The organism is Paraburkholderia acidipaludis NBRC 101816, from assembly GCF_000684975.1.
Classification (GTDB): domain Bacteria; phylum Pseudomonadota; class Gammaproteobacteria; order Burkholderiales; family Burkholderiaceae; genus Paraburkholderia; species Paraburkholderia acidipaludis.
Genome location: NZ_BAXZ01000005.1, coordinates 271,882 through 294,269, shown reverse-complemented (window position 1 = coordinate 294,269; position 22,388 = coordinate 271,882). Strand labels below are relative to the sequence as shown.

The 22,388-nt window shown below is 65.6% G+C and carries 16 protein-coding genes and 1 pseudogene; 16 read left to right on the top strand and 1 reads right to left on the bottom strand.

The features are described 5' to 3' along the window. Positions 1-5: 5 nt before the first annotated feature. Complete coding sequence (gene ilvA / locus BAC01S_RS08335; protein ID WP_281175883.1) at positions 6-1,589, bottom strand: threonine ammonia-lyase, biosynthetic; 1,584 nt, start codon at positions 1,587-1,589, stop codon at positions 6-8. A 462-nt stretch (positions 1,590-2,051) separates the two neighbouring features. Between ilvA and BAC01S_RS08330 the strand changes: the two genes are divergently transcribed. The 16 genes and pseudogenes from BAC01S_RS08330 (at position 2,052) to BAC01S_RS08255 (ending at position 22,364) form a co-directional block, all read left to right on the top strand. Further along, entirely contained in the window at positions 2,052-6,095 is a 4,044-nt protein-coding gene (locus BAC01S_RS08330) for a DUF3683 domain-containing protein (RefSeq protein ID WP_027794350.1), read from the top strand. A 54-nt stretch (positions 6,096-6,149) separates the two neighbouring features. Beyond that, complete coding sequence (locus BAC01S_RS08325; RefSeq protein WP_027794349.1) at positions 6,150-6,581, top strand: HIT family protein; 432 nt, start codon at positions 6,150-6,152, stop codon at positions 6,579-6,581. 58 nt (positions 6,582-6,639) lie between these two features. Then, a complete protein-coding gene (locus BAC01S_RS08320; protein WP_027794348.1) occupies positions 6,640-7,053 on the top strand; it encodes a gamma-butyrobetaine hydroxylase-like domain-containing protein in 414 nt (137 codons plus the stop codon). A 90-nt stretch (positions 7,054-7,143) separates the two neighbouring features. After that, positions 7,144-7,875 carry a bifunctional demethylmenaquinone methyltransferase/2-methoxy-6-polyprenyl-1,4-benzoquinol methylase UbiE gene (gene ubiE / locus BAC01S_RS08315; RefSeq protein WP_027794347.1) on the top strand — a complete coding sequence of 244 codons (732 nt, stop codon included), beginning with the start codon at positions 7,144-7,146 and terminating at the stop codon, positions 7,873-7,875. A 36-nt stretch (positions 7,876-7,911) separates the two neighbouring features. Next, a complete protein-coding gene (locus BAC01S_RS08310; protein WP_027794346.1) occupies positions 7,912-8,955 on the top strand; it encodes a Tim44 domain-containing protein in 1,044 nt (347 codons plus the stop codon). A gap of 177 nt (positions 8,956-9,132) precedes the next feature. Beyond that, positions 9,133-9,774, top strand: a complete 642-nt coding sequence (locus BAC01S_RS08305; protein ID WP_027794345.1) for a ubiquinone biosynthesis accessory factor UbiJ — start codon at positions 9,133-9,135, stop codon at positions 9,772-9,774. A 3-nt stretch (positions 9,775-9,777) separates the two neighbouring features. Further along, positions 9,778-11,355 (top strand): ubiquinone biosynthesis regulatory protein kinase UbiB, encoded by a 1,578-nt coding sequence (gene ubiB, locus BAC01S_RS08300; RefSeq protein WP_027794344.1) that lies wholly within the window; start codon positions 9,778-9,780, stop codon positions 11,353-11,355. Between the two features lie 39 nt (positions 11,356-11,394). Next, positions 11,395-12,042 (top strand): methyltransferase domain-containing protein, encoded by a 648-nt coding sequence (locus BAC01S_RS08295; RefSeq protein ID WP_027794343.1) that lies wholly within the window; start codon positions 11,395-11,397, stop codon positions 12,040-12,042. 151 nt (positions 12,043-12,193) lie between these two features. Further along, positions 12,194-12,553, top strand: coding sequence for an FmdB family zinc ribbon protein (locus BAC01S_RS08290; protein WP_027794342.1), 360 nt, complete (start codon positions 12,194-12,196; stop codon positions 12,551-12,553). 75 nt (positions 12,554-12,628) lie between these two features. Continuing rightward, on the top strand, positions 12,629-13,258 hold the full coding sequence (locus tag BAC01S_RS08285; RefSeq protein WP_027794341.1) for a DUF502 domain-containing protein: 630 nt from the start codon (positions 12,629-12,631) through the stop codon (positions 13,256-13,258). A 78-nt stretch (positions 13,259-13,336) separates the two neighbouring features. Then, on the top strand, positions 13,337-15,142 hold the full coding sequence (gene aspS / locus BAC01S_RS08280; protein ID WP_027794340.1) for an aspartate--tRNA ligase: 1,806 nt from the start codon (positions 13,337-13,339) through the stop codon (positions 15,140-15,142). Between the two features lie 94 nt (positions 15,143-15,236). Then, positions 15,237-15,713: a dihydroneopterin triphosphate diphosphatase gene (gene nudB / locus BAC01S_RS08275; RefSeq protein WP_027794339.1), complete on the top strand. Its 477-nt coding sequence runs from the start codon at positions 15,237-15,239 to the stop codon at positions 15,711-15,713. A gap of 62 nt (positions 15,714-15,775) precedes the next feature. Next, a pseudogene (locus tag BAC01S_RS08270) lies at positions 15,776-17,092 on the top strand (phospholipase D-like domain-containing protein); the annotation flags it as partial. Positions 17,093-17,331: 239 nt separating this feature from the next. Beyond that, complete coding sequence (locus tag BAC01S_RS08265; RefSeq protein WP_027794337.1) at positions 17,332-17,931, top strand: TetR/AcrR family transcriptional regulator; 600 nt, start codon at positions 17,332-17,334, stop codon at positions 17,929-17,931. 67 nt (positions 17,932-17,998) lie between these two features. Continuing rightward, a complete protein-coding gene (locus BAC01S_RS08260) occupies positions 17,999-19,786 on the top strand; it encodes an acyl-CoA dehydrogenase C-terminal domain-containing protein (protein ID WP_027794336.1) in 1,788 nt (595 codons plus the stop codon). Positions 19,787-19,922: 136 nt separating this feature from the next. Beyond that, positions 19,923-22,364, top strand: coding sequence for a 3-hydroxyacyl-CoA dehydrogenase/enoyl-CoA hydratase family protein (locus BAC01S_RS08255; protein ID WP_027794335.1), 2,442 nt, complete (start codon positions 19,923-19,925; stop codon positions 22,362-22,364). The last annotated feature ends 24 nt before the right edge of the window (positions 22,365-22,388 follow it).

Below are 22,388 nucleotides of genomic sequence, written 5' to 3'. Positions count from 1 at the left end.
GACTCTTAAGCGAGAAACAGCCGGTACGCCGGATTCTGCGTCTCTTCCCAGTGCGGGTAGCCGAGCGTGGCGAGAAAGCGCCGGAACTCCGCGTCGTCCGCCGCCGGCACCTGGATGCCCACCAGGATCGAGCTGTAGTCCGCCCCCTGGTTGCGGTAGTGGAACAGGCTGATGTTCCAGTCCGGCGCCATCGACGAGAGAAAGCGCATCAGCGCGCCCGGGCGCTCCGGAAACTCGAAGCGGAACAGACGCTCGTCGTGCGCCAGCGGCGAGCGCCCGCCCACCATGTAGCGGATGTGCTGCTTCGAGAGCTCGTCGCCCGTCAGGTCCACCGTCGGGAACCCGTGCGAGACGAACGCCTGCGCAATCTGCTCCGACTCGCCCCGGTTGCGGATCTGCACCCCCACGAAGATGTGCGCGCGCTCCGCGTCGTCGATCCGGTAGTTGAACTCCGTCACGCTGCGCGTGCCCACCAGCTCGCAGAAGCGCCTGAAACTGCCGCGCTCCTCGGGGATCGTCACCGCGAACACCGCCTCGCGCGCTTCCCCCACCTCCGCGCGCTCGGCCACGAAACGCATGCGGTCGAAGTTCATGTTCGCACCGGACGTCACCGCCACCAGCGTCTGCCCGCGGATGCCCTCGCGCTCCACGTACTGCTTGGTCGCCGCCACAGCCAGCGCCCCCGCCGGCTCCAGCACGCTGCGGGTGTCCTGGAACACGTCCTTGATCGCCGCGCACAGCGCGTCGGTGTCCACCGTGATCACTTCGTCCAGATACTCACGGCAGAGACGGAACGTCTCCTCGCCCACGAGCTTGACCGCCGTGCCGTCCGAGAACAGCCCCACCTCGGTCAGCTCCACGCGCTGGCCTGCCGCGATCGACTGCGCCATCGCGCACGAGTCGTCGGTCTGCACGCCGATCACGCGGATCTCCGGGCGCACCGCCTTCACGTACGCCGCCACGCCCGCCGCGAGCCCGCCGCCGCCGATCGGCACGAAGATCGCGTGAATCGGGGCCTGATGCTGGCTCAGGATCTCCATCGCCACCGTGCCCTGGCCGGCGATCACGTCCGGGTCGTCGAACGGGTGCACGAAGGTCAGGCCGCGCTCTGCCTGCAGGCGCAGGGCCTGGGCGTAGGCGTCGCTGTACGATTCGCCCGCCTGCACCACCTCGACGGTCGGCCCGCCGTGGGCGCGCACCGCGTCCACCTTCACCTGGGGCGTGGTGACCGGCACGCAGATCACGGCCTTCACGCCGAGTCTCGCGGCCGAGAGCGCCACACCCTGGGCGTGGTTGCCGGCCGAGGCGGTGATCACGCCGCGCTCCAGTTGCGCGGGCGTGAGCTGCGCCATCTTGTTGTAGGCGCCGCGCAGCTTGAAGGAGAACACGGGCTGGTTGTCCTCGCGCTTGAGCCAGACCGTGTTGGACAGGCGCGCCGAGAGGTTCGGCGCGCGTTCGAGCTCGGTCTCGCGGGCCACGTCGTAGACGCGCGCGGTGAGGATCTTTTTCAGGTAGTCGTCGTGGGAGGCCATGCGGGCGGGCGCCTGAGCGCGAGAGTCAACGGAATATGACGGGAAAACGTCAATGATAGCGCCAACGATGGAGCCGCTGGCAGGCGCTCCTGGCTCATTTCCCGACCTTCCGGACGGCGAATTATTCCGTGCGGCGGTCGCGGTTCATCATTGGCCTTACCCGTCTCCGGGCTTACCGGGCAGCGTCAGCGCACGGGCGGATCATGCGTTAAAATCCGGTTTTGATAACCAGGATCGGAAGATGCACTGGCAACCTCGGACAGCCCATTTGATGCCCGCACGGCGCGAGACCCGCCCCGCGGCGCAGCGGCACATCCGTCACGCACGATCGTGTCGCGGAGTCTGAGCGCAGGGGTTCCGTCGGTGTGAGTGCCGCCGCCGCCAGGCTTCCCCACCCCAAAGTCCGCAACCAGCCACAGGCGGACACGATTTCAGAATAGCGCCCCATGCGCCCCGTCGGCATCGACCCGGGCGGCTCGCCAGCCGCCGTGCGGTGCTGACCCAAAGAGTCGTCCAACCATGAACGCACCTCAAGTTTTCGATCCTCACGGCGCCGCCACCGCCGTGGCCGCCGACATCGAACCGCGCCTGCGCGAGATTCCGTACAACTACACGTCCTTTTCGGATCGCGAAATCGTCATTCGCCTGCTTGGCGAGGAAGCCTGGGCCGCACTCGCCGAACTGCGTGCCGAACGCCGCACGGGCCGCTCGGCACGCATGCTCTACGAAGTGCTCGGCGATATCTGGGTCGTGCGCCGCAATCCTTATCTGCAGGACGACCTGCTCGACAATCCGAAGCGTCGCGCGCTCCTGATCGAGGCGCTGAACCACCGTCTCGCCGAAATCGAGAAGCGCCGCCGCGCCGACCTGAGCCAGCACGGCGACGAAGCCGGCATGGACCGTTCCGCGCGTGTCGAGACGCTGGTGGCCGCCGCGCGCCGCGCGATCGATTCGTTCGCGAGCGAGTTCGAGAAGATGGCTGAGCTGCGCCGCCGCGCGACGAAGACGCTTGGCCGCTGCACGCAGAAAGACAACATCCGCTTCGACGGCCTCGCGCGCGTCTCGCACGTGACCGACGCCACGGACTGGCGCGTCGAATATCCGTTCGTCGTCCTGACGCCCGACTCAGAAGAGGAAATCGCCGGTCTCGTGAAGGCGTGTTTCGAACTGGGCCTCACGGTGATTCCGCGCGGGGGCGGTACGGGCTACACGGGCGGCGCCGTGCCGCTCACGCCGTTCTCGGCCGTTATCAACACCGAAAAGCTCGAACAGCTCGGTCCGGTCGAGATGACCGAACTGCCGGGCGTCGACCGCAAGGTGCCGACGATCTACTCGGGCGCCGGCGTCGTCACGCGCCGCGTGACCGAGGCGGCCGAAGCGGCAGGTTTCGTGTTCGCGGTCGACCCCACCTCGCTCGACGCTTCGTGCATCGGCGGCAACGTCGCGATGAACGCGGGCGGCAAGAAGGCGGTGCTGTGGGGCACGGCGCTCGACAACCTCGCCTGGTGGCGCATGGTCGATCCCGAGGGCAACTGGCTCGAAGTCACGCGCCTCGACCACAACATGGGCAAGATTCATGACATCCCGGTCGCGCGCTTCGAACTGAAGTGGTTCGACGGCGAGCACGCGCCGGGCGAGAAGCTGCTGCGCACGGAATGGCTCGACATCGAGGGCAAGCGTTTCCGCAAGGAAGGCCTCGGCAAGGACGTCACGGACAAGTTCCTGGCCGGCCTGCCCGGCGTGCAGAAGGAAGGCTGCGACGGCCTCATCACGTCGGCGCGCTGGGTGCTGCACAAGATGCCCGCGCATACGCGCACCGTCTGCCTGGAGTTCTTCGGCCAGGCGCGCGAGGCGATTCCGAGCATCGTCGAAATCAAGGACTATCTCTTCGAAACCTCGAAGCAGGGCGGCGCGATTCTCGCCGGCCTTGAACACCTCGACGAACGTTATCTGCGCGCCGTGGGCTATGCGACCAAGAGCAAGCGCAATGCGTTCCCGAAGATGGTGCTGATCGGCGACATTGTCGGCGACGACGCCGATGCCGTGGCCACCGCTACGTCCGAAGTCATCCGCATGGCCAACGGCAAGAGCGGCGAAGGCTTCGTGGCCGTGAGCGCCGAGGCCCGCAAGCGCTTCTGGCTCGACCGCAGCCGCACGGCCGCCATCGCGAAGCACACCAACGCGTTCAAGATCAACGAAGACGTCGTGATTCCGCTCAACCGCATGGGCGAGTACACGGACGGCATCGAGCGCATTAACATCGAGCTGTCGATCAAGAACAAGCTGCAGTTGCTCGATGCGCTCGAAGCATTCTTCAAGGCCGGCAATCTGCCGCTTGGCCGGAGCGACGACGCGAGCGAGATTCCGTCTGCGGAACTGCTCGAAGACCGCGTGCAGCAGGCGCTCGATCTGCTCAAGCGCGTGCGCGAGCGCTGGACCTTCGTCGGAGAAAAGCTCGACCTGTCGTTGCGCGAGGCACAGCACTATCTCGTGCGGCTCGGCTACGAGGCGCTGGCGGAGAAGTTCGCCGACCGCGTCGACGCGCAGCCCGAGGCCAACGTGTTCCACGTCACGCAGGACCGCACGGTGCGCATCTCGTGGAAGCAGGAGATTCGCGCGGAACTGCGCCAGATCTTCAACGGCGGCGCTTTCAAGCCGATCCTCGACGAGGCCCAGGCGATCCACAAGAAGGTGCTGCGTGGCCGCGTGTTCGTGGCGCTCCACATGCACGCGGGCGACGGCAACGTGCACACGAACATCCCGGTCAACTCGGATAACTACGAGATGCTGCAGGACGCTCACGCGGCGGTCGCGCGCATCATGAAGCTCGCGCGTTCGCTGGACGGCGTGATCTCGGGCGAACACGGCATCGGCATCACGAAGCTCGAATTCCTCACGGACGACGAGATCGCCGAGTTCCGCGCCTACAAGCAGCGTATCGATCCGAACGGCCGCTTCAACGCGGGCAAGCTGCTCGACGGCGCCGACCTGCGCAACGCCTACACGCCGTCGTTCGGCCTGATGGGCTACGAGTCGCTGATCATGCAGCAGTCCGATATCGGCGCGATTGCCGAATCGGTGAAGGACTGCCTGCGCTGCGGCAAGTGCAAGCCCGTGTGCGCGACGCACGTGCCGCGCGCGAACCTGCTGTACAGCCCGCGCAACAAGATCCTCGCGACCTCGCTGCTGGTCGAGGCTTTTCTGTACGAAGAGCAGACGCGCCGCGGCGTGTCGATCAAGCACTGGGACGAGTTCAACGACGTGGCCGACCACTGCACGGTCTGCCACAAGTGCGTGACGCCATGCCCGGTCAAGATCGACTTCGGCGACGTGACGATGAACATGCGCAACCTGCTGCGCAAGATGGGCAAGAAGAAGTTCAACGCGGGCAACGCGGCGGGCATGTTCTTCCTCAACGCCACCAACCCGCAGACCATCAACCTCGCGCGCGAGGCGATGATGGGCGTGGGCTACAAGGCGCAGCGCCTCGGCAACGATATCCTCAAGAAGGTCATCAAGAAGCAGACGGCGCATCCGCCAGCCACCACGGGCCGGCCGCCCGTCGTGGAGCAGGTGATCCACTTCGTCAACAAGAAGATGCCGGGCAACCTGCCGAAGAAGACGGCGCGCGCGCTGCTCGACATCGAGGACAACAAGATCGTGCCGATCATCCGCAATCCGAAGGCGACGAGCGTCGATTCGGAAGCGGTGTTCTACTTCCCGGGCTGCGGCTCCGAGCGTCTGTTCTCGCAGGTGGGTCTCGCCACCCAGGCGATGCTCTGGGAAGCGGGCGTGCAGACCGTGCTGCCGCCGGGCTACCTCTGCTGCGGTTATCCGCAGCGCGGCTCGGGCCAGTTCGACAAGGCCGAGAAGATCGTCACGGACAACCGGGTGCTGTTCCACCGCGTCGCCAACACGCTCAACTACCTCGACATCAAGACCGTGGTGGTGTCGTGCGGGACGTGCTACGACCAGCTTTCCGGTTATGAATTCGACAAGATTTTCCCGGGCTGCCGCATCATCGACATTCACGAGTTCCTGCTCGAGAAGGGCATCAAGCTCGACGGCGTGACGGGCACGCGCTACATGTACCACGACCCGTGCCACACGCCGATCAAGACGATCGATCCGGTCAAGCTCGTCAACGAACTGATGGGCTCCGAGAAAGATGGATACAAGATCGAGAAAAACGATCGCTGCTGCGGCGAGTCGGGCACGCTGGCCGTCACGCGTCCCGATATCTCCACCCAGGTGCGCTTCCGCAAGGAAGAGGAGATCCGCAAGGGTGCGGCGAAATTGCGCGGCATTCCGCTCGTGGGCAACGCCAACGGCGTGCAGCCGGTGACGCCGCAGGAAGCGGGCGGGCAGGGCACGGCCCAGGACGTCAAGATCCTGACGAGCTGCCCGTCGTGCCTCCAGGGGCTTTCGCGCTACAACGAGGACGCCGGCATCGAAGCCGACTACATCGTGGTCGAAATCGCCCGGCACGTTCTGGGCGAAAACTGGATGGCAGACTATGTCCAGAAGGCGAACAATGGCGGAATCGAGCGCGTGCTGGTTTAATGGCGGCGCGTAATAATTCCGTATGATTTCGTGACGGCGGCTTCGGGGGCGATGATGGGATGCGTATTCTGCAGTGAGGATGGCGGCGACGTGCTGTGGCAGGACGAGCGGATGCGCGTCGTGCTGGCGACGTCGGAGACCGATTACCCGGGCTTCTGCCGGGTGATCTGGAACGGCCACGTTGCCGAGTTCTCCGATCTCGCCGCGCCCGACCGGGAACATCTGATGCGCGCCGTCTACGCGGTCGAACGCGCGCTGCGTCGCGTCATGCAGCCGTCGAAGGTGAACCTGGCGAGCCTCGGCAACCAGGTTCCGCATGTGCACTGGCACGTCATCCCGCGCTATACGAACGACGCGCACTTCCCGCTGCCGGTCTGGGCGCCGCGCCAGCGCACGGTTTCCGAGGCGATGCTGGGTCAGCGCCGCGCGCAGGCCACGCTGCTGCGCGACGCGGTGCGCCATGAGATGGACGAGGCGCTGGCCTGACGCGCACTTTGCGCATGTCGCGCGCCGCGCAGAAACGGGTACGAGCCCGAGGACGATCATGAGTGGACTGAAATCGGATACGCCGGTGCCGACCGGCGTCGTGGTGCATGCCGTCTCGCGCGTGCTGGAGCTGCAGTACGCGAGCGGCGAGAGCTATCGCATTCCGTTCGAGCTGATGCGCGTGTATTCGCCTTCCGCGGAGGTGCGCGGCCACGGGCCGGGGCAGGAGACGCTGCAAACCGGCAAGCGCGAGGTGACGATCACGGCGCTCGAAGGCGTCGGCCACTATGCGCTGCAGCCGACCTTCTCGGACGGCCACAACTCGGGCATCTATTCCTGGGACCAGCTCTACGAGCTGGCAACGCGCCAGGACGAACTCTGGGCGGACTACTTCGCCAGGCTGAAGGCGGCGGGCGTCGAGCGCGACGCGCCCATGGCGCCGCCCGCGGCGGCGCACGGCCACTGCCACTGACGCTTCCTGTTACGATCCTGCCCCGCTGCCGGCGCGTTCCGGCGGCGACGACTATTCTCAAGACAAGACCCCCGCGAAAGGACGAGCGCGATGAGCAAAACCCACTTCGGCTATCAGACAGTCGACGAACAGGAAAAGGCGAAGAAGGTGGCCGGCGTGTTCCACTCGGTCGCCTCGAACTACGACCTGATGAACGATCTGATGTCGGGCGGGCTGCACCGTGCCTGGAAGGCCTTCACGATTGCACAGGCCAACGTGCGGCCGGGCGCGAAGGTGCTCGACATCGCGGGCGGCACCGGTGACCTTTCGATGGCGTTCGCGAAGAAGGCCGGTCCGAAGGGCGAGGTCTGGCATACCGACATCAACGAGTCGATGCTGCGCGTGGGCCGCGACCGCCTGATCGACCATGGGGTGCTCACGCCCGCGCTGCTCTGCGACGCCGAGAAAATTCCGTTTCCGGACAACTATTTCGACGTGGTGACCGTGGCCTTCGGCCTGCGCAACATGACCCACAAGGACGCCGCGCTTGCCGAGATGCGCCGCGTGCTCAAGCCGGGTGGACGCCTGCTCGTGCTGGAGTTCTCCAAGGTCTGGGAGCCGCTCAAGAAGGCCTACGACGTCTATTCGTTCAAGGTGCTGCCGTGGCTCGGCGCGCGCTTCGCGCAGGACGCCGAGAGCTATCGCTATCTTGCCGAATCGATCCGCATGCACCCCGACCAGGAAACTTTGAAGACGATGATGGAACAAGTCGGCCTTGATGCCGTCAAATATTACAATTTGTCAGCTGGCGTGGTAGCCTTGCACGTCGGGACAAAGTATTAGCGTTCCCAAATCTCTGTCTTTAAAGGAAATTCCTTCATGTCTGAGCCCCGTGTCAATTCTTCCAAAAAGCTTTCAATGCAGTGGGCCAGAAAGATCGGAGTTCTGGCCGTAGCCGGCGCGATGATGGTCGGCAGCTTCGCCTCTTTCGACGCCGAAGCCCGCCGCATGGGCGGTAGCCGCAGCATCGGCAAGCAGTCGTCGGTGGCCTCGCAGCGCAGCACCACGCCGCCGCCTGCGCAGCCCAACTCGCCGACGCCCACGCAGTCCACGCAGCCCGGTCAGGCGCAGCGTGCCCAACCCGCCACGCCCACCCCGGCACCTGCCGCCGCAGCGCCGGCGCGCAACCGCTGGCTCGGCCCGATCGCAGGCCTCGCGGCCGGCCTTGGCATCGCGGCGCTGCTTTCGCACTTCGGCCTTGGCGAAGCATTCGCGGGCGCGATGGCCAATGCGATCGTGATCGCGCTGATCGCGTTCGTTGCCATCTGGCTGATCCGCAAGCTCATGAGCCGCCGCCGTGTCGCGCAGGCGGCGTATCAGGCGGGCGGTGCCGGCTTGCCGCCGTCGGGCGGTCTGACCCAGGCGCACGGCTATCCGCAGGAGCCGCGCTATACCGCGCCGCCCACGGGCCAGTACCTCGCGCCGGAAGCCAATCCGCTCACCACGCCGCAGATTGCCGCGGCACCGTCGGTCCCGGCGGGTTTCGATACCGAAGCATTCCTGCGCAACGCGAAGGTGCACTTCGTTCGCCTGCAGGCCGCCTGGGACGCGGGCAACATGGACGACATCCGCGAGTTCACGACGCCAGAGATGTTCGCCGAGGTCCGTGTCGATCTCGCGGACCGCGGGTCGCAGCCCAACCAGACCGACGTCGTGCAGCTCAACGCCGATCTGCTCGACGTGGCGGAGCAGGGCAACGAGTATCTCGCGAGCGTGCGCTTTTACGGCCTGATCCGCGAGACGCAAGGTGCAGCGGCCGAGCCGTTCGGGGAGATCTGGAATCTTTCGAAGTCGCGTTCGACCGGCGAAGGCTGGTTGCTCGCAGGGATCCAGCAGGTGGGAACTCAACTGGGGGCCCACTAAGGTCGCTACGGCGTCCGGTTCTCGCATTGGGCTCGTCGCGCGCAGGATCGTAGGCGCCTGCCCGGCCATGCTGGCCATGCGGCCAGGCCGCACTGGGGCGCGATTGCAGTTCGCGAACGCTACAATAGGAACCCGCGCGGGCTTTTGCCCGCGCGGGTTTTCTTGTCCCCCACGCCGATGACTCTCGCCGCCAAGCCCTTCGCTTCTGCCGTCAATCACCTGCTCGCCCGCGAAACGTGGGCCCGCGAACGCCTCGCTCCCTACGCGGGAAAGACGGCGCGACTCTCGTGTCCGCCTGTCGTCCTCACGCTGCTCGTACAGCCCGACGGCTATCTCGCCGCCGTGGATGAACTCGAGGCGCAGCATGCGGACGTCTCGCTCTCGTTGCCCGCGGGCGCGCTGTCGTCGTTCGTGCAGGGCGGTCAGGCCGCGGTGATGAAGCACGTCAAGATCGAGGGCGACGCGGAATTCGCGCAGGTCATCGGCAAGCTCGCGGAGCATCTGCGCTGGGAGCCCGAGGAAGATCTCGCGAAGCTGATTGGCGACGCGAGCGCCGCGCGCGTCGCCTCGTTCGCGCGCGCCGCAGGCGAGCAGGCGTTGCGCACCGGCCGCAACGTGCTCGGCTCGGTCACGGAATACCTGCTGGATGAAAACCCGCAGCTCGTGCGGCGTGCCGAGCTGGATGGCCTTTCCGCCGAACTCTCCCACGCGCGCGACGCTCTTGCGCGCGTGGAAAAGCGCATCGAGCGCCTCGAACAAAAAACGGCTGCCGGCGGTGTCGCGTCGCCGCGTGGCCCGCGCCCGTCAACAGGCCTCTAGAACATGCGTTTCCTGCGTTTTCTGAAGATTTTCTTCACGGTTATCCGCTTCGGCCTCGACGAAATGATGTTGAGCCGGATCAATGACCGCCGTGTGCGGTTGCTGCTTCGCGTTACCACGATCGGCCGCAAGTTCGAGCAGCCGCCCGGCGTGCGCCTGCGTCTCGCGCTGGAGAGCCTCGGTCCCATTTTCGTGAAGTTCGGCCAGGTGCTGTCCACCCGCCGCGACCTGCTGCCGCCCGACATCGCCAGCGAGCTCGCGCGCCTGCAGGATCAGGTGCCGCCGTTCGATTCCAACGTGGCGATCGGCATTATCGAGAAGTCGCTCGGCGCGCCGGTGGACACGATCTTCGACGACTTCGAGCGCGTGCCGGTGGCGAGCGCCTCGATTGCGCAGGTGCACTTCGCGAAGCTGAAGTCCGGGCAGCATGCGGGCAAGGCGGTCGCCGTGAAGGTGCTGCGGCCGAACATGCGGCCCGTGATCGATTCCGACCTCGCACTGCTGCGCGACATCGCCGTGTGGGCCGAGCGGCTGTGGGCCGACGGCAAGCGCCTGAAGCCGCGCGAGGTCGTGGCCGAATTCGACAAGTACCTGCACGACGAACTCGACCTCATGCGCGAGGCCGCCAACGGCAGCCAGCTGCGCCGCAACTTCGCAGGCCTCGAACTGCTGCTCGTGCCGGAGATGTTCTGGGAGTTCAGCACGAGCAACGTGCTCGTGATGGAGCGCATGATCGGCGTGCCGATCAGCCAGGTGGACAAGCTGCGCGCGGCTGGCGTGGACATTCCGAAGCTGGCGCGCGAGGGCGTCGAGATCTTCTTCACGCAGGTGTTTCGCGACGGCTTCTTTCACGCCGACATGCACCCCGGCAACATCCAGGTGAGCCTCGATCCGGCGCACTTCGGGCGCTATATCGCGCTCGATTTCGGCATCGTCGGCGCGCTTTCTGATTTCGACAAGAACTACCTCGCGCAGAACTTTCTGGCCTTCTTCAAGCGCGACTATCACCGCGTCGCCACGCTGCATATCGAGTCGGGCTGGGTGCCGCCCAACACGCGCGTCGAGGAGCTGGAGAGCGCGATTCGCGCTGTCTGCGAGCCGTATTTCGACCGCTCGCTCAAGGACATTTCGCTCGGCCAGGTGCTGCTGCGCCTCTTCCAGACTTCGCGGCGCTTCAACGTCGAAATCCAGCCGCAGCTCGTGCTGCTGCAAAAGACCATGCTCAATGTCGAGGGCCTCGGGCGCTCGCTCGATCCGGAACTCGATCTCTGGAAAACGGCCAAGCCGTATCTCGAACGCTGGATGGCCGAGCAGATCGGCCTGCGTGGCTGGTACGAACGCTTCAAAATAGAGGCGCCGCAGTGGAGCAAAACGCTGCCGCAGCTGCCGCGTCTCGTGCATCAGGTGCTGATGCATCGGCAGGACCCGGGGCACGCGGCCGGCGACGAGACGATCCGTGCGCTACTACTTGAACAGCGGCGCACGAACCGGCTCCTGCAGGGATTGCTGGTGTTCGGCATCGCGGTGGGGGTCGGCATGGTAGCGGCGCGCGCGTGGATTGTATTTGCCATGGGCGGCTGAAGCAGCGCACCTGGCGTCGTACAGTCAAGGAGAGACAGCATGAACGAATCGACCCCTCCTCCGGCGCCCGCCGCCCCGGAGTTCGCCACGCGCGATCCGGCGCAACCGTCGTTCTGGGACGAGCGCTTCGAGCGCGGATTCACGCCCTGGGACCAGGCGGGCGTCCAGCCGCAGTTCGAGGCGTTCGCGAATGCCCATCCTGACGCCGCCGTGCTGATACCTGGCTGCGGCAACGCCTGGGAGGCCGGCTGGCTCGCCGAGCGCGGGCGCGAGGTGCGAGCCATCGACTTCGCGAGCGCGGCGGTTGCGAGCGCGCGTGCGGCGCTCGGCAAGCACGCAGCCGTGGTGGAGGAGGCCGACTTCTACTCGTACGAACCGCCGTTTGCGCCGCGGTGGGTGTTCGAGCGCGCGTTCCTGTGCGCGCTGCCGCCCGCGCAGCGCGAGCACTACGCACAGCGCATGGCGGCGCTTCTCCAGCCGGGCGCGCTGCTGGCGGGCTACTTTTTTATCGGTGAGCCGCAGAAGGGCCCGCCGTTCCCGATGGTGCGCGCGGAACTCGACGCGCTCCTCGCGCCGTACTTCACGCTGCTCGACGATCAGCCGGCCACGGCTTCGCTGCCGGTGTTCCAGGGCCGCGAGCGCTGGATGGCATGGCGGCGCAACGATCTGCCTGCTCGGGCTCTCTGACCTTCCCTTGATGTCGCCGGCCTCCGCCCCAAACTAACATGACATTGGCCGCAACCGCCGCTCGCCCGGCCATTGCCGGGGCGGGGGAGCATTTGCGGCTATAATTCAAGGCTTTGCAGGCAATTACCAGAATTTCATCAGGATAGAGATCATGCCGATCTACGCTTATCGCTGCGAGTCGTGCGGCTTTCAGAAAGACGTGCTGCAGAAGATCAGCGATGCGCCCCTGTCTCAGTGCCCGAACTGCGGCGCGGACGCGTTCCGCAAGCAGGTCACCGCGGCCGGCTTCCAGTTGAAGGGCTCGGGCTGGTACGTCACCGATTTCCGCGGCGGCAATAACGGCAGTGGCAATGGCGCGAGCGGCGCGGCGTCCGGCGAGAAGGCGGCGACCGAGGGCGCGTCCTCGTCGTCGGAAAGCAGCAAGCCGGCGGCAGAGAGCGCGGCGGCGCCGGCAGCTTCGAGCGCCCCGGCGGGCGCAAGCTCCACGGCAAGCACGGCGGGAACCACCTGAGAACCCGCGGCCCGGTTTTCGCGAACCGGGCCGCACGAGATGCCGCGCTACGCTGCGGCCCCAACGGCGGTGCACATGACGACGAAGAAAGCGACGCTCAAGACGATATTCCTGACCGGTTTGCTGGTGCTGGTGCCGCTCGGCATCACGTTGTGGGTGTTGAGCCTCATCATCGGCACGATGGATCAGACCCTGCTGCTCCTGCCCGAAGCGTGGCAGCCGCGGCAGCACCTGCCCGGCCTTGGCGCCGTGCTCACGCTGGCGTTCATCTTCGTGGTCGGGCTCTTCACCCAGAATTTCATCGGCCAGAAGCTCGTTTCGTGGTGGAACGCGCTGGTGCGGCGCATTCCGCTCGTGGGACCGCTGTACAGCAGCGTCCAGCAGGTTTCCGATACACTGCTTTCGAGCAACGGCAACGCATTCCGCAAGGCGCTCCTGATCGAATACCCGCGCAAGGGGTCGTGGACGATTGCCTTCCTCACCGGCATCCCGGGCGGCGACGTGGCGAACCATCTGCAGGAAGACCACGTGAGCGTCTATGTGCCGACCACGCCGAATCCTACGTCGGGCTTCTTCCTGATGGTGCCGAAACGCGAGGCGATCGAGCTCGACATGACCGTCGACGCCGCGCTCAAGTATATTGTCTCGATGGGCGTCGTCGCCCCGGCTGCGCCCGCGCGCCGTCCCATCGATCCTCCGATGTAATACCGGGCGCCGCGCCGGCAGCCCGTATGCCGTGTGCGTCCCGCCCGTTCAATTCATGCATAACGAAAGACGAACATCATGTCGATGAGATCTGAATACTGCGGTCTGGTGACCGAACAGCTGCTGGGCCAAACTGTTTCGCTGTGCGGATGGGTGCATCGCCGCCGCGATCACGGCGGTGTCATCTTCATCGACCTGCGCGATCGCGAGGGTCTCGTTCAGGTGGTCTGCGACCCGGATCGCGCCGAGATGTTCAAGGTTGCCGAAGGCGTGCGCAACGAGTTCTGCGTGCAGATCAAAGGGGTGGTGCGCAACCGTCCGGAAGGCACGGTCAACGCGAACCTCACGAGCGGCAAGATCGAGGTGCTGTGCCATGAGCTCGCGGTGCTCAACGCGTCGGTCACGCCGCCGTTCCAGCTCGACGACGACAACCTCTCGGAAACCACGCGCCTCACGCACCGCGTGCTCGACCTGCGCCGTCCGCAGATGCAGCACAACCTGCGCCTGCGCTACCGTGTGACGATGGCCGTGCGCAAGTATCTCGACGCGCTCGGCTTCATCGACATCGAAACGCCGATGCTCACGAAGAGCACGCCGGAAGGCGCGCGCGACTACCTCGTGCCGTCGCGCGTGAACGCGGGCCAGTTCTTCGCGCTGCCGCAGTCGCCGCAGCTCTTCAAGCAGCTCCTGATGGTCGCGAACTTCGACCGCTACTACCAGATAGTCAAGTGCTTCCGCGACGAAGACCTGCGCGCCGACCGTCAGCCCGAATTCACACAGATCGACTGCGAAACGTCGTTCCTCGGTGAGCAGGAAATCCGCGACCTGTTCGAAGATATGGCGCGCCACGTCTTCAAGGAAACGATCGGCGTCGAGCTCGACGCGAAGTTCCCGGTGATGCAGTACTCCGAGGCCATGAGCCGTTTCGGTTCGGACAAGCCGGACCTGCGCGTGAAGCTCGAATTCACCGAGCTGACCGACGCCATGAAGGACGTCGATTTCAAGGTGTTCAGCGCACCGGCCAACACGAAGGACGGCCGTGTCGCGGCGCTGCGCGTGCCGAAGGGCGGCGAGCTTTCGCGCGGCGACATCGACGGCTACACGGAATTCGTGCGCATCTACGGCGCGAAGGGCTTGGCCTGGATCAAGGTCAACGAAGCCGCGAAGGGCCGTGACGGTCTGCAAAGCCCGATCGTCAAGAACCTGCACGATGCGGCGATTGCCGCCATCATGGAGCGCACCGGCGCGCAAGACGGCGACATCATTTTCTTCGCCGCCGACCGCGCGAAGGTTGTGAACGACAGCCTGGGCGCGCTGCGCCTGAAGATCGGCCATTCGGAATTCGGCAAGGCCAACGGTCTGGTCGAGAAGGGCTGGAAGCCGCTGTGGGTGATCGACTTTCCGATGTTCGAGTACGACGAGGAAGAGAACCGCTACGTGGCCGCGCACCACCCGTTCACGAGCCCGAAGGACGAGCACCTGGAATACCTCGAAACGGATCCGGGCCGCTGCCTCGCGAAGGCTTACGACATGGTGCTGAACGGCTGGGAAATCGGCGGCGGCTCGGTGCGTATCTATCAGGAAGACGTGCAGAGCAAGGTGTTCCGCGCGCTCAAGATCAATGCGGAAGAAGCGCGCGCGAAGTTCGGCTTCCTGCTGGATGCTCTCCAGTACGGCGCGCCGCCGCACGGTGGCATCGCGTTCGGTCTGGACCGCATCGTCACGATGATGGCCGGTGCCGACTCGATCCGCGACGTGATCGCGTTCCCGAAGACGCAACGCGCCCAGTGCCTGCTCACGCAGGCGCCGAGTCCCGTCGACGAGCGCCAGCTGCGCGAACTGCATATCCGTCTGCGTCAGCCCGAGCAGAAGGCCGCGCAGTAAGCGCGACTCGACGCAATGCAGAAAAGGCGCATCGTGCGCCTTTTTTGCTTTTTGCGTTACATTTCCTACAGCGGTCCACCCACGCTCCGTCACCATGCAGAAGCCGCCGAAGATCCCGGAATCCGTACTCGTCGTCATCCATACGCCGCAGCTTGACGTGCTCATCATCGAGCGTGCCGACCGCCCCGGGTTCTGGCAGTCGGTGACGGGTTCGAAGGATCGTCACGACGAGCCCTTGGCCGAGACGGCCGCGCGCGAAGTGGCCGAGGAAACCGGCATCGTCGTGGGATCGGGCGGGGTGAGCGCAGAGGCGTTGCTCGACTGGCGCCACGAGATCGAATACGAGATCTATCCCGTCTGGCGCCACCGCTATGCGCCTGGCGTCACGCGCAACACCGAACACTGGTTCAGCCTCGAAGTGCCGCTCGGCACGCCCATTAGGCTCTCGCCGCGCGAGCATCTCGCGTATCTGTGGCTGCCGTACCAGGAAGCGGCCGCGCGGTGCTTCTCGTCGTCCAACCGCGAAGCGATCCTGCAATTGCCCGACCGTCTTCGCGGAGCGCGCGCGTGAGCGATATCGACCCACGCCGCGCCGTCCGTTTGCGCGACCTGCTGCTGGGGCAGCGCTACCGCTCGCGCTATCGCTTCACGAGCGGCAACGAGGTGCGGCTCTTTGCTTCGGGCGCGGCGCTGTTCGGCGCCATGATCGAGGGCATCGACGCCGCCACGCGCGACGTCGCGCTCGAGACCTACATCTTCTGCGACGACAGCATCGGCCGCGCCTTGTCCGACGCGCTCGTGCGTGCCGCCGCGCGCGGCGTGCGCGTGCGCGTGATCACCGACGGCATCGGCAGCCCGCATATCGCGCTCTTCGACGCGTGGCCCGCGGCCCGCGTCGAGCATCGCGTCTACAACCCGCGCATCTTCGGCCAGTTCGGCTTCTCGCGCACCCACCGCAAGCTGGCCGTGATCGACGACCGGTACGCTTATTGCGGCGGCATCAATGTCGTCGACGATCTCTGGCAGGACGGTCACGAACTGCCGTTTCCGCGCTGGGACTTCGGCGTCGGGTTGAGCGGTCCGGTGGTGGTGGACGTGCGCGAGGCCATCGAGCTGCAGTGGCGCCGCATCCGGCTCGGCCACCGGCCGCCGCTGCCGCAGCCATCGGCCGTGCCGCGCTTTCCTGGCGTACCCGCGAGCGCGGGCTTCATGGCGCCGCATCCCACCGGTCATGGTGCGGGCCGTCCCGCCGAGGCGCTCGACGAGATGCTGCGCGAGCTCGCCCCCGTCGTGCCACCGGGCCGTGCGGCGGGCGTCATCGAGCGCTTGCGTGCGCGTTTGCGCGCCAGTGTGCGCGACCCGCGCAGCGCGCGCGTGCCGTGCGTGGCGTTCGTCGCGCGCGACAACGTCGTCAACCGGCGGGCGATCGAGAAGGCCTATCTCGACGCCATCGGCGAAGCCCGCGAGGAGGTGCTGCTCGCCAACCCGTACTTCATGCCGGGACGGCGGCTGCGCCGCGCACTGGTCGAGGCGGCGGGGCGTGGCGTTTCGGTGCGGCTATTGATCGGACGAAAGGAGTTCAAGGTCCTCGACTACGGCGTGCCGTTCCTGTATCACGCGCTGCTCACGGCGGGCGTGCAGATCGCCGAATACGAAAAGACCATGCTGCACGGCAAGGTGGCCGTCGTCGATTCGCGCTGGGGCACCGTGGGCTCTTCGAATCTCGACGCGCTGAGCCTCGTGCTCAACAACGAGGCGAACGTGCTGATGGTGCTGCATCCGCAGATCCAGCAACTGCGCGACGCGATCCTCGAGGCATTCGGCGACGCCACGCAGATCGACCGCGCGCGCTACGAGGCGCGCCCGGTGATCGAGCGGGCCATGAACTGGCTGGCTTACGCGGGCTATCGCGCGGTGATGAAGCTGCTCACCGTGGGCGGCTACGACTAGGATCACGGCCCGTGCGCCTGCCTGCATCTGCCATACGAATTAACCGGGGAGCAATCGGGGAAAAATCCGGAGGGAAAGACCGCTTGTGCGCACCTTCCGATGCTCCAGAATTAGAGAACCGGTTAGAAATCGGTTTCTAATAAATTCCTTGTCTCACGGACGGCTGTCGCCAACAATAGTACGGCCGTTCGATTTTTACTTCAGGCCCGAACGGGCCATATCGTTACGGTAAAAAAGCTATGCGAAAAGGCGAACAGACACGAGCCGCGATTCTGGATGCAGCACTCGACCTGGCGGGCCGGGACGGACTGGAAGGTCTGACCATCGGCCTGCTGGCGGAGCGCATGCAGATGAGCAAGAGCGGGGTCTTTGCGCATTTCGGGTCGCGCGAGGATCTGCAGGCTGAGGTGGTGCGCGAGTATCACCGCCGATTCGAGGAAGAAGTCTTCTTTCCGAGCTTGCGCGAACCGCGTGGGTTGCCCCGTCTGCGTGCGATGCTGTCGCGGTGGTTCGAAAAGCGCATTCACGAAGTCACGACCGGCTGCATCTACATCAGCGGCGCGGTCGAGTACGACGATCGTGCCGACAGCCAGGTGCGCGAGCGTCTGGTGGAGAGCGTCACGATGTGGCGCGCCGCGCTGTTGCGGGCGATTTCGCAGGCGATCGAGGAAGGCCATCTGCGCCGCGATACCGATCCGCAGCTGATGTTGTTCGAACTCTATAGCGTCACGCTCGGTCTGCATCATGATGGCCGCTTCCTGCATCTGCCGGACGCCGTCGATCATGCGTGGGCCGCGCTCGAAAAACTGATTGTTTCGTATCAGAGCCAAAGCCAGTAGCGGCTGACGGCGGCGGTTGCGTCGCGGCGGCAACAAACTGGCAACGCTCAATCTTGGGAGAGTAGAGATGGGACAGTACACCGCGCCGCTGCGCGACATGCAGTTCGTGCTGCACGAGTTGCTGAACGTGGAAGGCGAAGTGAAGCAGATGCCGAAGCACGCCGACCTCGACGCCGACACGATCAACCAGGTGCTCGAGGAGGCCGGCAAGTTCTGCTCCGAGGTGCTGTTTCCGCTGAACCAGGTCGGCGACCGCGAAGGCTGCACGTATGCCGGCGACGGCGTCGTCACCACGCCGGCGGGGTTCAAGGAAGCGTACAAGCAGTATGTCGAGGCCGGCTGGCCGGCGCTCGGCTGCGATCCCGAATACGGCGGCCAGGGCCTGCCCGCGTTCGTGAACAACGCGCTCTACGAAATGCTCAACTCGGCGAACCAGGCGTGGACCATGTATCCCGGTCTCTCGCACGGCGCCTACGAGTGTCTGCACGCGCACGGCACGCCCGAGCTGCAGCAGACCTATCTGCCGAAGCTCGTGGAAGGCACCTGGACGGGTACGATGTGTCTGACCGAGCCGCATTGCGGCACCGACCTCGGCATCCTGCGCACCAAGGCGGAGCCGAACGCCGACGGCTCGTATTCGATCACCGGCACGAAGATCTTCATTTCGAGCGGTGAGCACGACATGTCGGAGAACATCGTCCACCTCGTGCTCGCGCGCCTGCCGGATGCGCCCCCGGGCACCAAGGGCATCTCGCTCTTCGTCGTGCCGAAGCTCATTCCGACCGCCGCGGGCGAACCCGGGGAGCGCAACGGCATCAAGTGCGGCTCGATCGAGCACAAGATGGGCATTCACGGCAACGCCACCTGCGTGATGAACCTGGACGGCGCGAAGGGCTGGCTCGTCGGCGAACCGAACAAGGGCTTGAACGCCATGTTCGTGATGATGAACGCGGCACGCCTCGGCGTCGGCATGCAGGGTCTCGGCCTCACCGAAGTCGCGTACCAGAACTCGCTCGCCTACGCGAAGGACCGCCTGCAGATGCGCGCGCTCACCGGCCCGAAGGCGCCGGACAAGGCCGCCGATCCGATCATCGTGCATCCGGACGTGCGCCGCATGCTGCTTACGCAGAAGGCCTGGGCCGAAGGCGCCCGCGCGTTCACGTACTGGTCGGCGCTGCAGATCGACAAGGAGCTTTCGCACGGCGACGAAGCCGAGCGCAAGGAAGCGGCGGATCTCGTCGCGCTGCTCACGCCGATCATCAAGGCTTTCCTGACCGACAACGCGTTCGAGAGCACCAACCTCGGCATGCAGGTGTTCGGCGGCCACGGCTTCATTTCCGAGTGGGGCATGGAGCAGTACGTGCGCGACGCGCGCATCAACCAGATCTACGAAGGCACGAACACGATCCAGTCGCTCGACCTGCTGGGCCGCAAGGTGCTGGGCGACATGGGCGCGAAGCTCAAGAAGTTCGGCAAGCTCGTGACCGACTTCGTGGAGGCCGAAGGCATCAAGCCGGAGATGCAGGAGTTCGTGAACCCGCTCGCCGATATCGGCGACAAGGTGCAGAAGCTCACGATGGAAATCGGCATGAAGGCCATGCAGAACCCGGACGAAGTGGGCGCGGCCGCGGTGCCGTACCTGCGCACGGCGGGTCACCTCGTCTTCGCGTACTTCTGGGCCCGCATGGCGCGCATCGCGCTCGACAAGGAAGCTTCGGGCGATCCGTTCTACAAGTCGAAGCTGGCCACCGCGCGCTTCTATTTCGCGAAGCTGCTGCCGGAAACGGCGACCTCGATCCGCCAGGCGCGCGCGGGCTCGAAGACGCTGATGGAAGTGGACGAAGCGTTGTTCTAACAGCCTACGGGGCGCCCGCGTGCTGCGCGCGGCGCTCCGCTTCCCCGATGTCCGAAAGCGGCGCGAGCGCTTCATGCGTTGCGCGTCGCCCTCATCTCAAATCCGCTCGACATTGCATATCCGCTGGAGGAACAACGTGAGCAATCTCAATATTCGCAAGGTGGCCGTGCTCGGCGCCGGCGTGATGGGCGCGCAGATCGCCGCGCACCTGATCAACGCCCGCGTGCCCGTGCTGCTGTTCGATCTGCCCGCGAAGGAAGGCCCGAAGAACGCCATCGCGCTGAAGGCGATCGAGAACCTGAAGAAACTGTCGCCCGCGCCGTTCGGCGTGAAGGACGACGCGCAGTACATCACGCCCGCGAACTACGAAGACGACATCGCAAAGCTCGCGGAATGCGACGTGGTGATCGAGGCGATCGCCGAACGCATGGACTGGAAGCACGACCTCTACAAGAAGGTCGCGCCGCACATCGCCCCGAACGCGATCTTCGCGAGCAATACCTCGGGCCTGTCGATCACGGCGCTCTCGGAAGGCTTCGACGATGCGCTCAAGGCGCGCTTCTGCGGCGTGCACTTCTTCAATCCGCCGCGCTACATGCATCTGGTCGAGCTGATTCCGACCGCGCACACGAAGCCGGAAATCCTCGACCAGCTCGAAACGTTCCTGACGAGCGTGGTGGGCAAGGGCGTCGTGCGCGCGAAGGATACGCCGAACTTCATCGCGAACCGCGTCGGCATCTTCTCGATCCTCGCGGTGATTGCGGAGGCGAAGAAGTTCGGTCTGCGCTTCGACGAAGTGGATGATCTGACCGGCAGCCGCCTCGGCCGCGCGAAGTCGGCGACGTTCCGGACTGCTGACGTTGTCGGCCTCGACACGATGGCGCACGTCATCAAGACGATGCAGGACAACCTGAAGGACGATCCGTTCTTCCCGGTCTACGAGACGCCGGCCGTGCTGGCCGCGCTCGTCGCCAAGGGCGCGCTCGGTCAAAAGACCGGCGGCGGCTTCTATCGCAAGGAAGGCAAGGCGATCAAGGTGCTCGACGCCGAGAAGGGCGAGTACGTCGATGCGGGCGGCAAGGCCGACGAAATCGTCGGCCGCATTCTCAAGCGTCCGCCCGCCGAACGCCTGAAGCTGCTGCGCGAGACGCAGCATCCGCAAGCCCAGTTCCTGTGGTCGATTTTCCGCGACGTGTTCCATTACATCGGCGTGCATCTGCAGTCGATCGCCGACAACGCGCGCGACGTCGACCTCGCGATCCGCTGGGGCTTCGGCTGGAACGAAGGCCCGTTCGAGGGCTGGCAGGCCGCCGGCTGGAAGCAGGTGGCCGAGTGGGTCAAGGAAGACATCGACGCCGGCAAGACGCTCTCGAATGCACCGCTGCCGGCATGGGTGTTCGAAGGTGCGGTCGCTGAAAACGGCGGCGTGCATGGCGCCGAGGGCTCGTGGTCGCCGGCTGCACAACGCTTCGTGCCGCGCTCGAACCTGCCCGTGTACGAGCGCCAGGTGTTCCGCGCCGCGCTGTTCGGCGAATCGAATGCGCGCGATCCGAAGACCTGGGGCAAAACGCTGCTCGAGAACGAGCACCTGCGCGCCTGGGTGGACGACCGCGCGGGCGAGGACGACGTCGTCATCGTCTCGTACAAGAGCAAGATGAACACGATGGGCCCGGGTGTGCTCGACAGCCTCGTGAAGGCCATCGAGATCGCCGAGCAAGGCTACAAGGGCGTCGTGATCTGGCAACCGACGTCGCTGAAGCTCGGCGCGCCCGGTGGCCCGTTCTCGGCCGGCGCCAACCTCGAAGAAGCCATGCCCGCCTTCATGATGGGCGGCGCCAAGGGCATCGAGCCGTTCGTGAAGAAGTTCCAGGACAGCATGATGCGCGTGAAGTACGCGAACGTGCCGGTCGTGACGGCCGTGTCGGGCATCGCGCTGGGCGGCGGCTGCGAGCTGATGCTGCATAGCGCGAAGCGCGTCGTGCATATCGAGAGCTATGTCGGTCTCGTGGAAGTGGGCGTGGGCCTCGTGCCGGCTGGCGGCGGCCTGAAGGAAGCCGCGCTGCGCGCCGCCGACGCGGCCGCTGCCGTGGGCGCCGCGCCGAGCGACCTGCTGCGCTTCCTGCAGAAGTCGTTCGAGAACGCCGCGATGGCGAAGGTGTCCGGCTCGGGTCTCGAAGCGCGTGCGATGGGCTACGTGAAGCCGACCGACACGATCGTCTTCAACGTGTTCGAACTGCTCGACACGGCGAAGAAGGAAGCGCGTGCGCTCTCCGCCACGGGCTACCGTCCGCCGCTGCGCGCGACGCAGATTCCGGTGGCGGGCCGGTCGGCCATCGCGACGATCAAGGCGTCGCTCGTGGGCATGCGCGACGGCCGCTTCATCAGCGACCACGATTTCCTGATCGCGAGCCGCATCGCCGAGGCGGTCTGCGGCGGCGACGTGGAGGCGGGCAGCCTCGTCGACGAAGAATGGCTGCTCACGCTCGAGCGCCGCGCTTTCGTCGACCTGCTCGGCACGCAGAAGACGCAGGAACGCATCATGGGCATGTTGCAGACCGGCAAGCCGGTGCGCAACTAAGCGGCACGACGCATGCACATTACG

Excerpts from the sequence above, each read along its gene's own strand:
- BAC01S_RS08305 (WP_027794345.1), top strand. The coding sequence starts at position 9,133 with ATGACTCTCGCCGCCAAGCCCTTCGCTTCTGCCGTCAATCACCTGCTC.
- BAC01S_RS08295 (WP_027794343.1), top strand. The coding sequence starts at position 11,395 with ATGAACGAATCGACCCCTCCTCCGGCGCCCGCCGCCCCGGAGTTCGCC.
- BAC01S_RS08290 (WP_027794342.1), top strand. The coding sequence starts at position 12,194 with ATGCCGATCTACGCTTATCGCTGCGAGTCGTGCGGCTTTCAGAAAGAC.
- BAC01S_RS08260 (WP_027794336.1), top strand. The coding sequence starts at position 17,999 with ATGGGACAGTACACCGCGCCGCTGCGCGACATGCAGTTCGTGCTGCAC.
- ubiB (WP_027794344.1), top strand. The coding sequence starts at position 9,778 with ATGCGTTTCCTGCGTTTTCTGAAGATTTTCTTCACGGTTATCCGCTTC.
- aspS (WP_027794340.1), top strand. The coding sequence starts at position 13,337 with ATGTCGATGAGATCTGAATACTGCGGTCTGGTGACCGAACAGCTGCTG.
- BAC01S_RS08330 (WP_027794350.1), top strand. The coding sequence starts at position 2,052 with ATGAACGCACCTCAAGTTTTCGATCCTCACGGCGCCGCCACCGCCGTG.
- BAC01S_RS08265 (WP_027794337.1), top strand. The coding sequence starts at position 17,332 with ATGCGAAAAGGCGAACAGACACGAGCCGCGATTCTGGATGCAGCACTC.
- BAC01S_RS08285 (WP_027794341.1), top strand. The coding sequence starts at position 12,629 with ATGACGACGAAGAAAGCGACGCTCAAGACGATATTCCTGACCGGTTTG.
- nudB (WP_027794339.1), top strand. The coding sequence starts at position 15,237 with ATGCAGAAGCCGCCGAAGATCCCGGAATCCGTACTCGTCGTCATCCAT.
- BAC01S_RS08320 (WP_027794348.1), top strand. The coding sequence starts at position 6,640 with ATGAGTGGACTGAAATCGGATACGCCGGTGCCGACCGGCGTCGTGGTG.
- BAC01S_RS08325 (WP_027794349.1), top strand. The coding sequence starts at position 6,150 with ATGGGATGCGTATTCTGCAGTGAGGATGGCGGCGACGTGCTGTGGCAG.
- ubiE (WP_027794347.1), top strand. The coding sequence starts at position 7,144 with ATGAGCAAAACCCACTTCGGCTATCAGACAGTCGACGAACAGGAAAAG.
- BAC01S_RS08310 (WP_027794346.1), top strand. The coding sequence starts at position 7,912 with ATGTCTGAGCCCCGTGTCAATTCTTCCAAAAAGCTTTCAATGCAGTGG.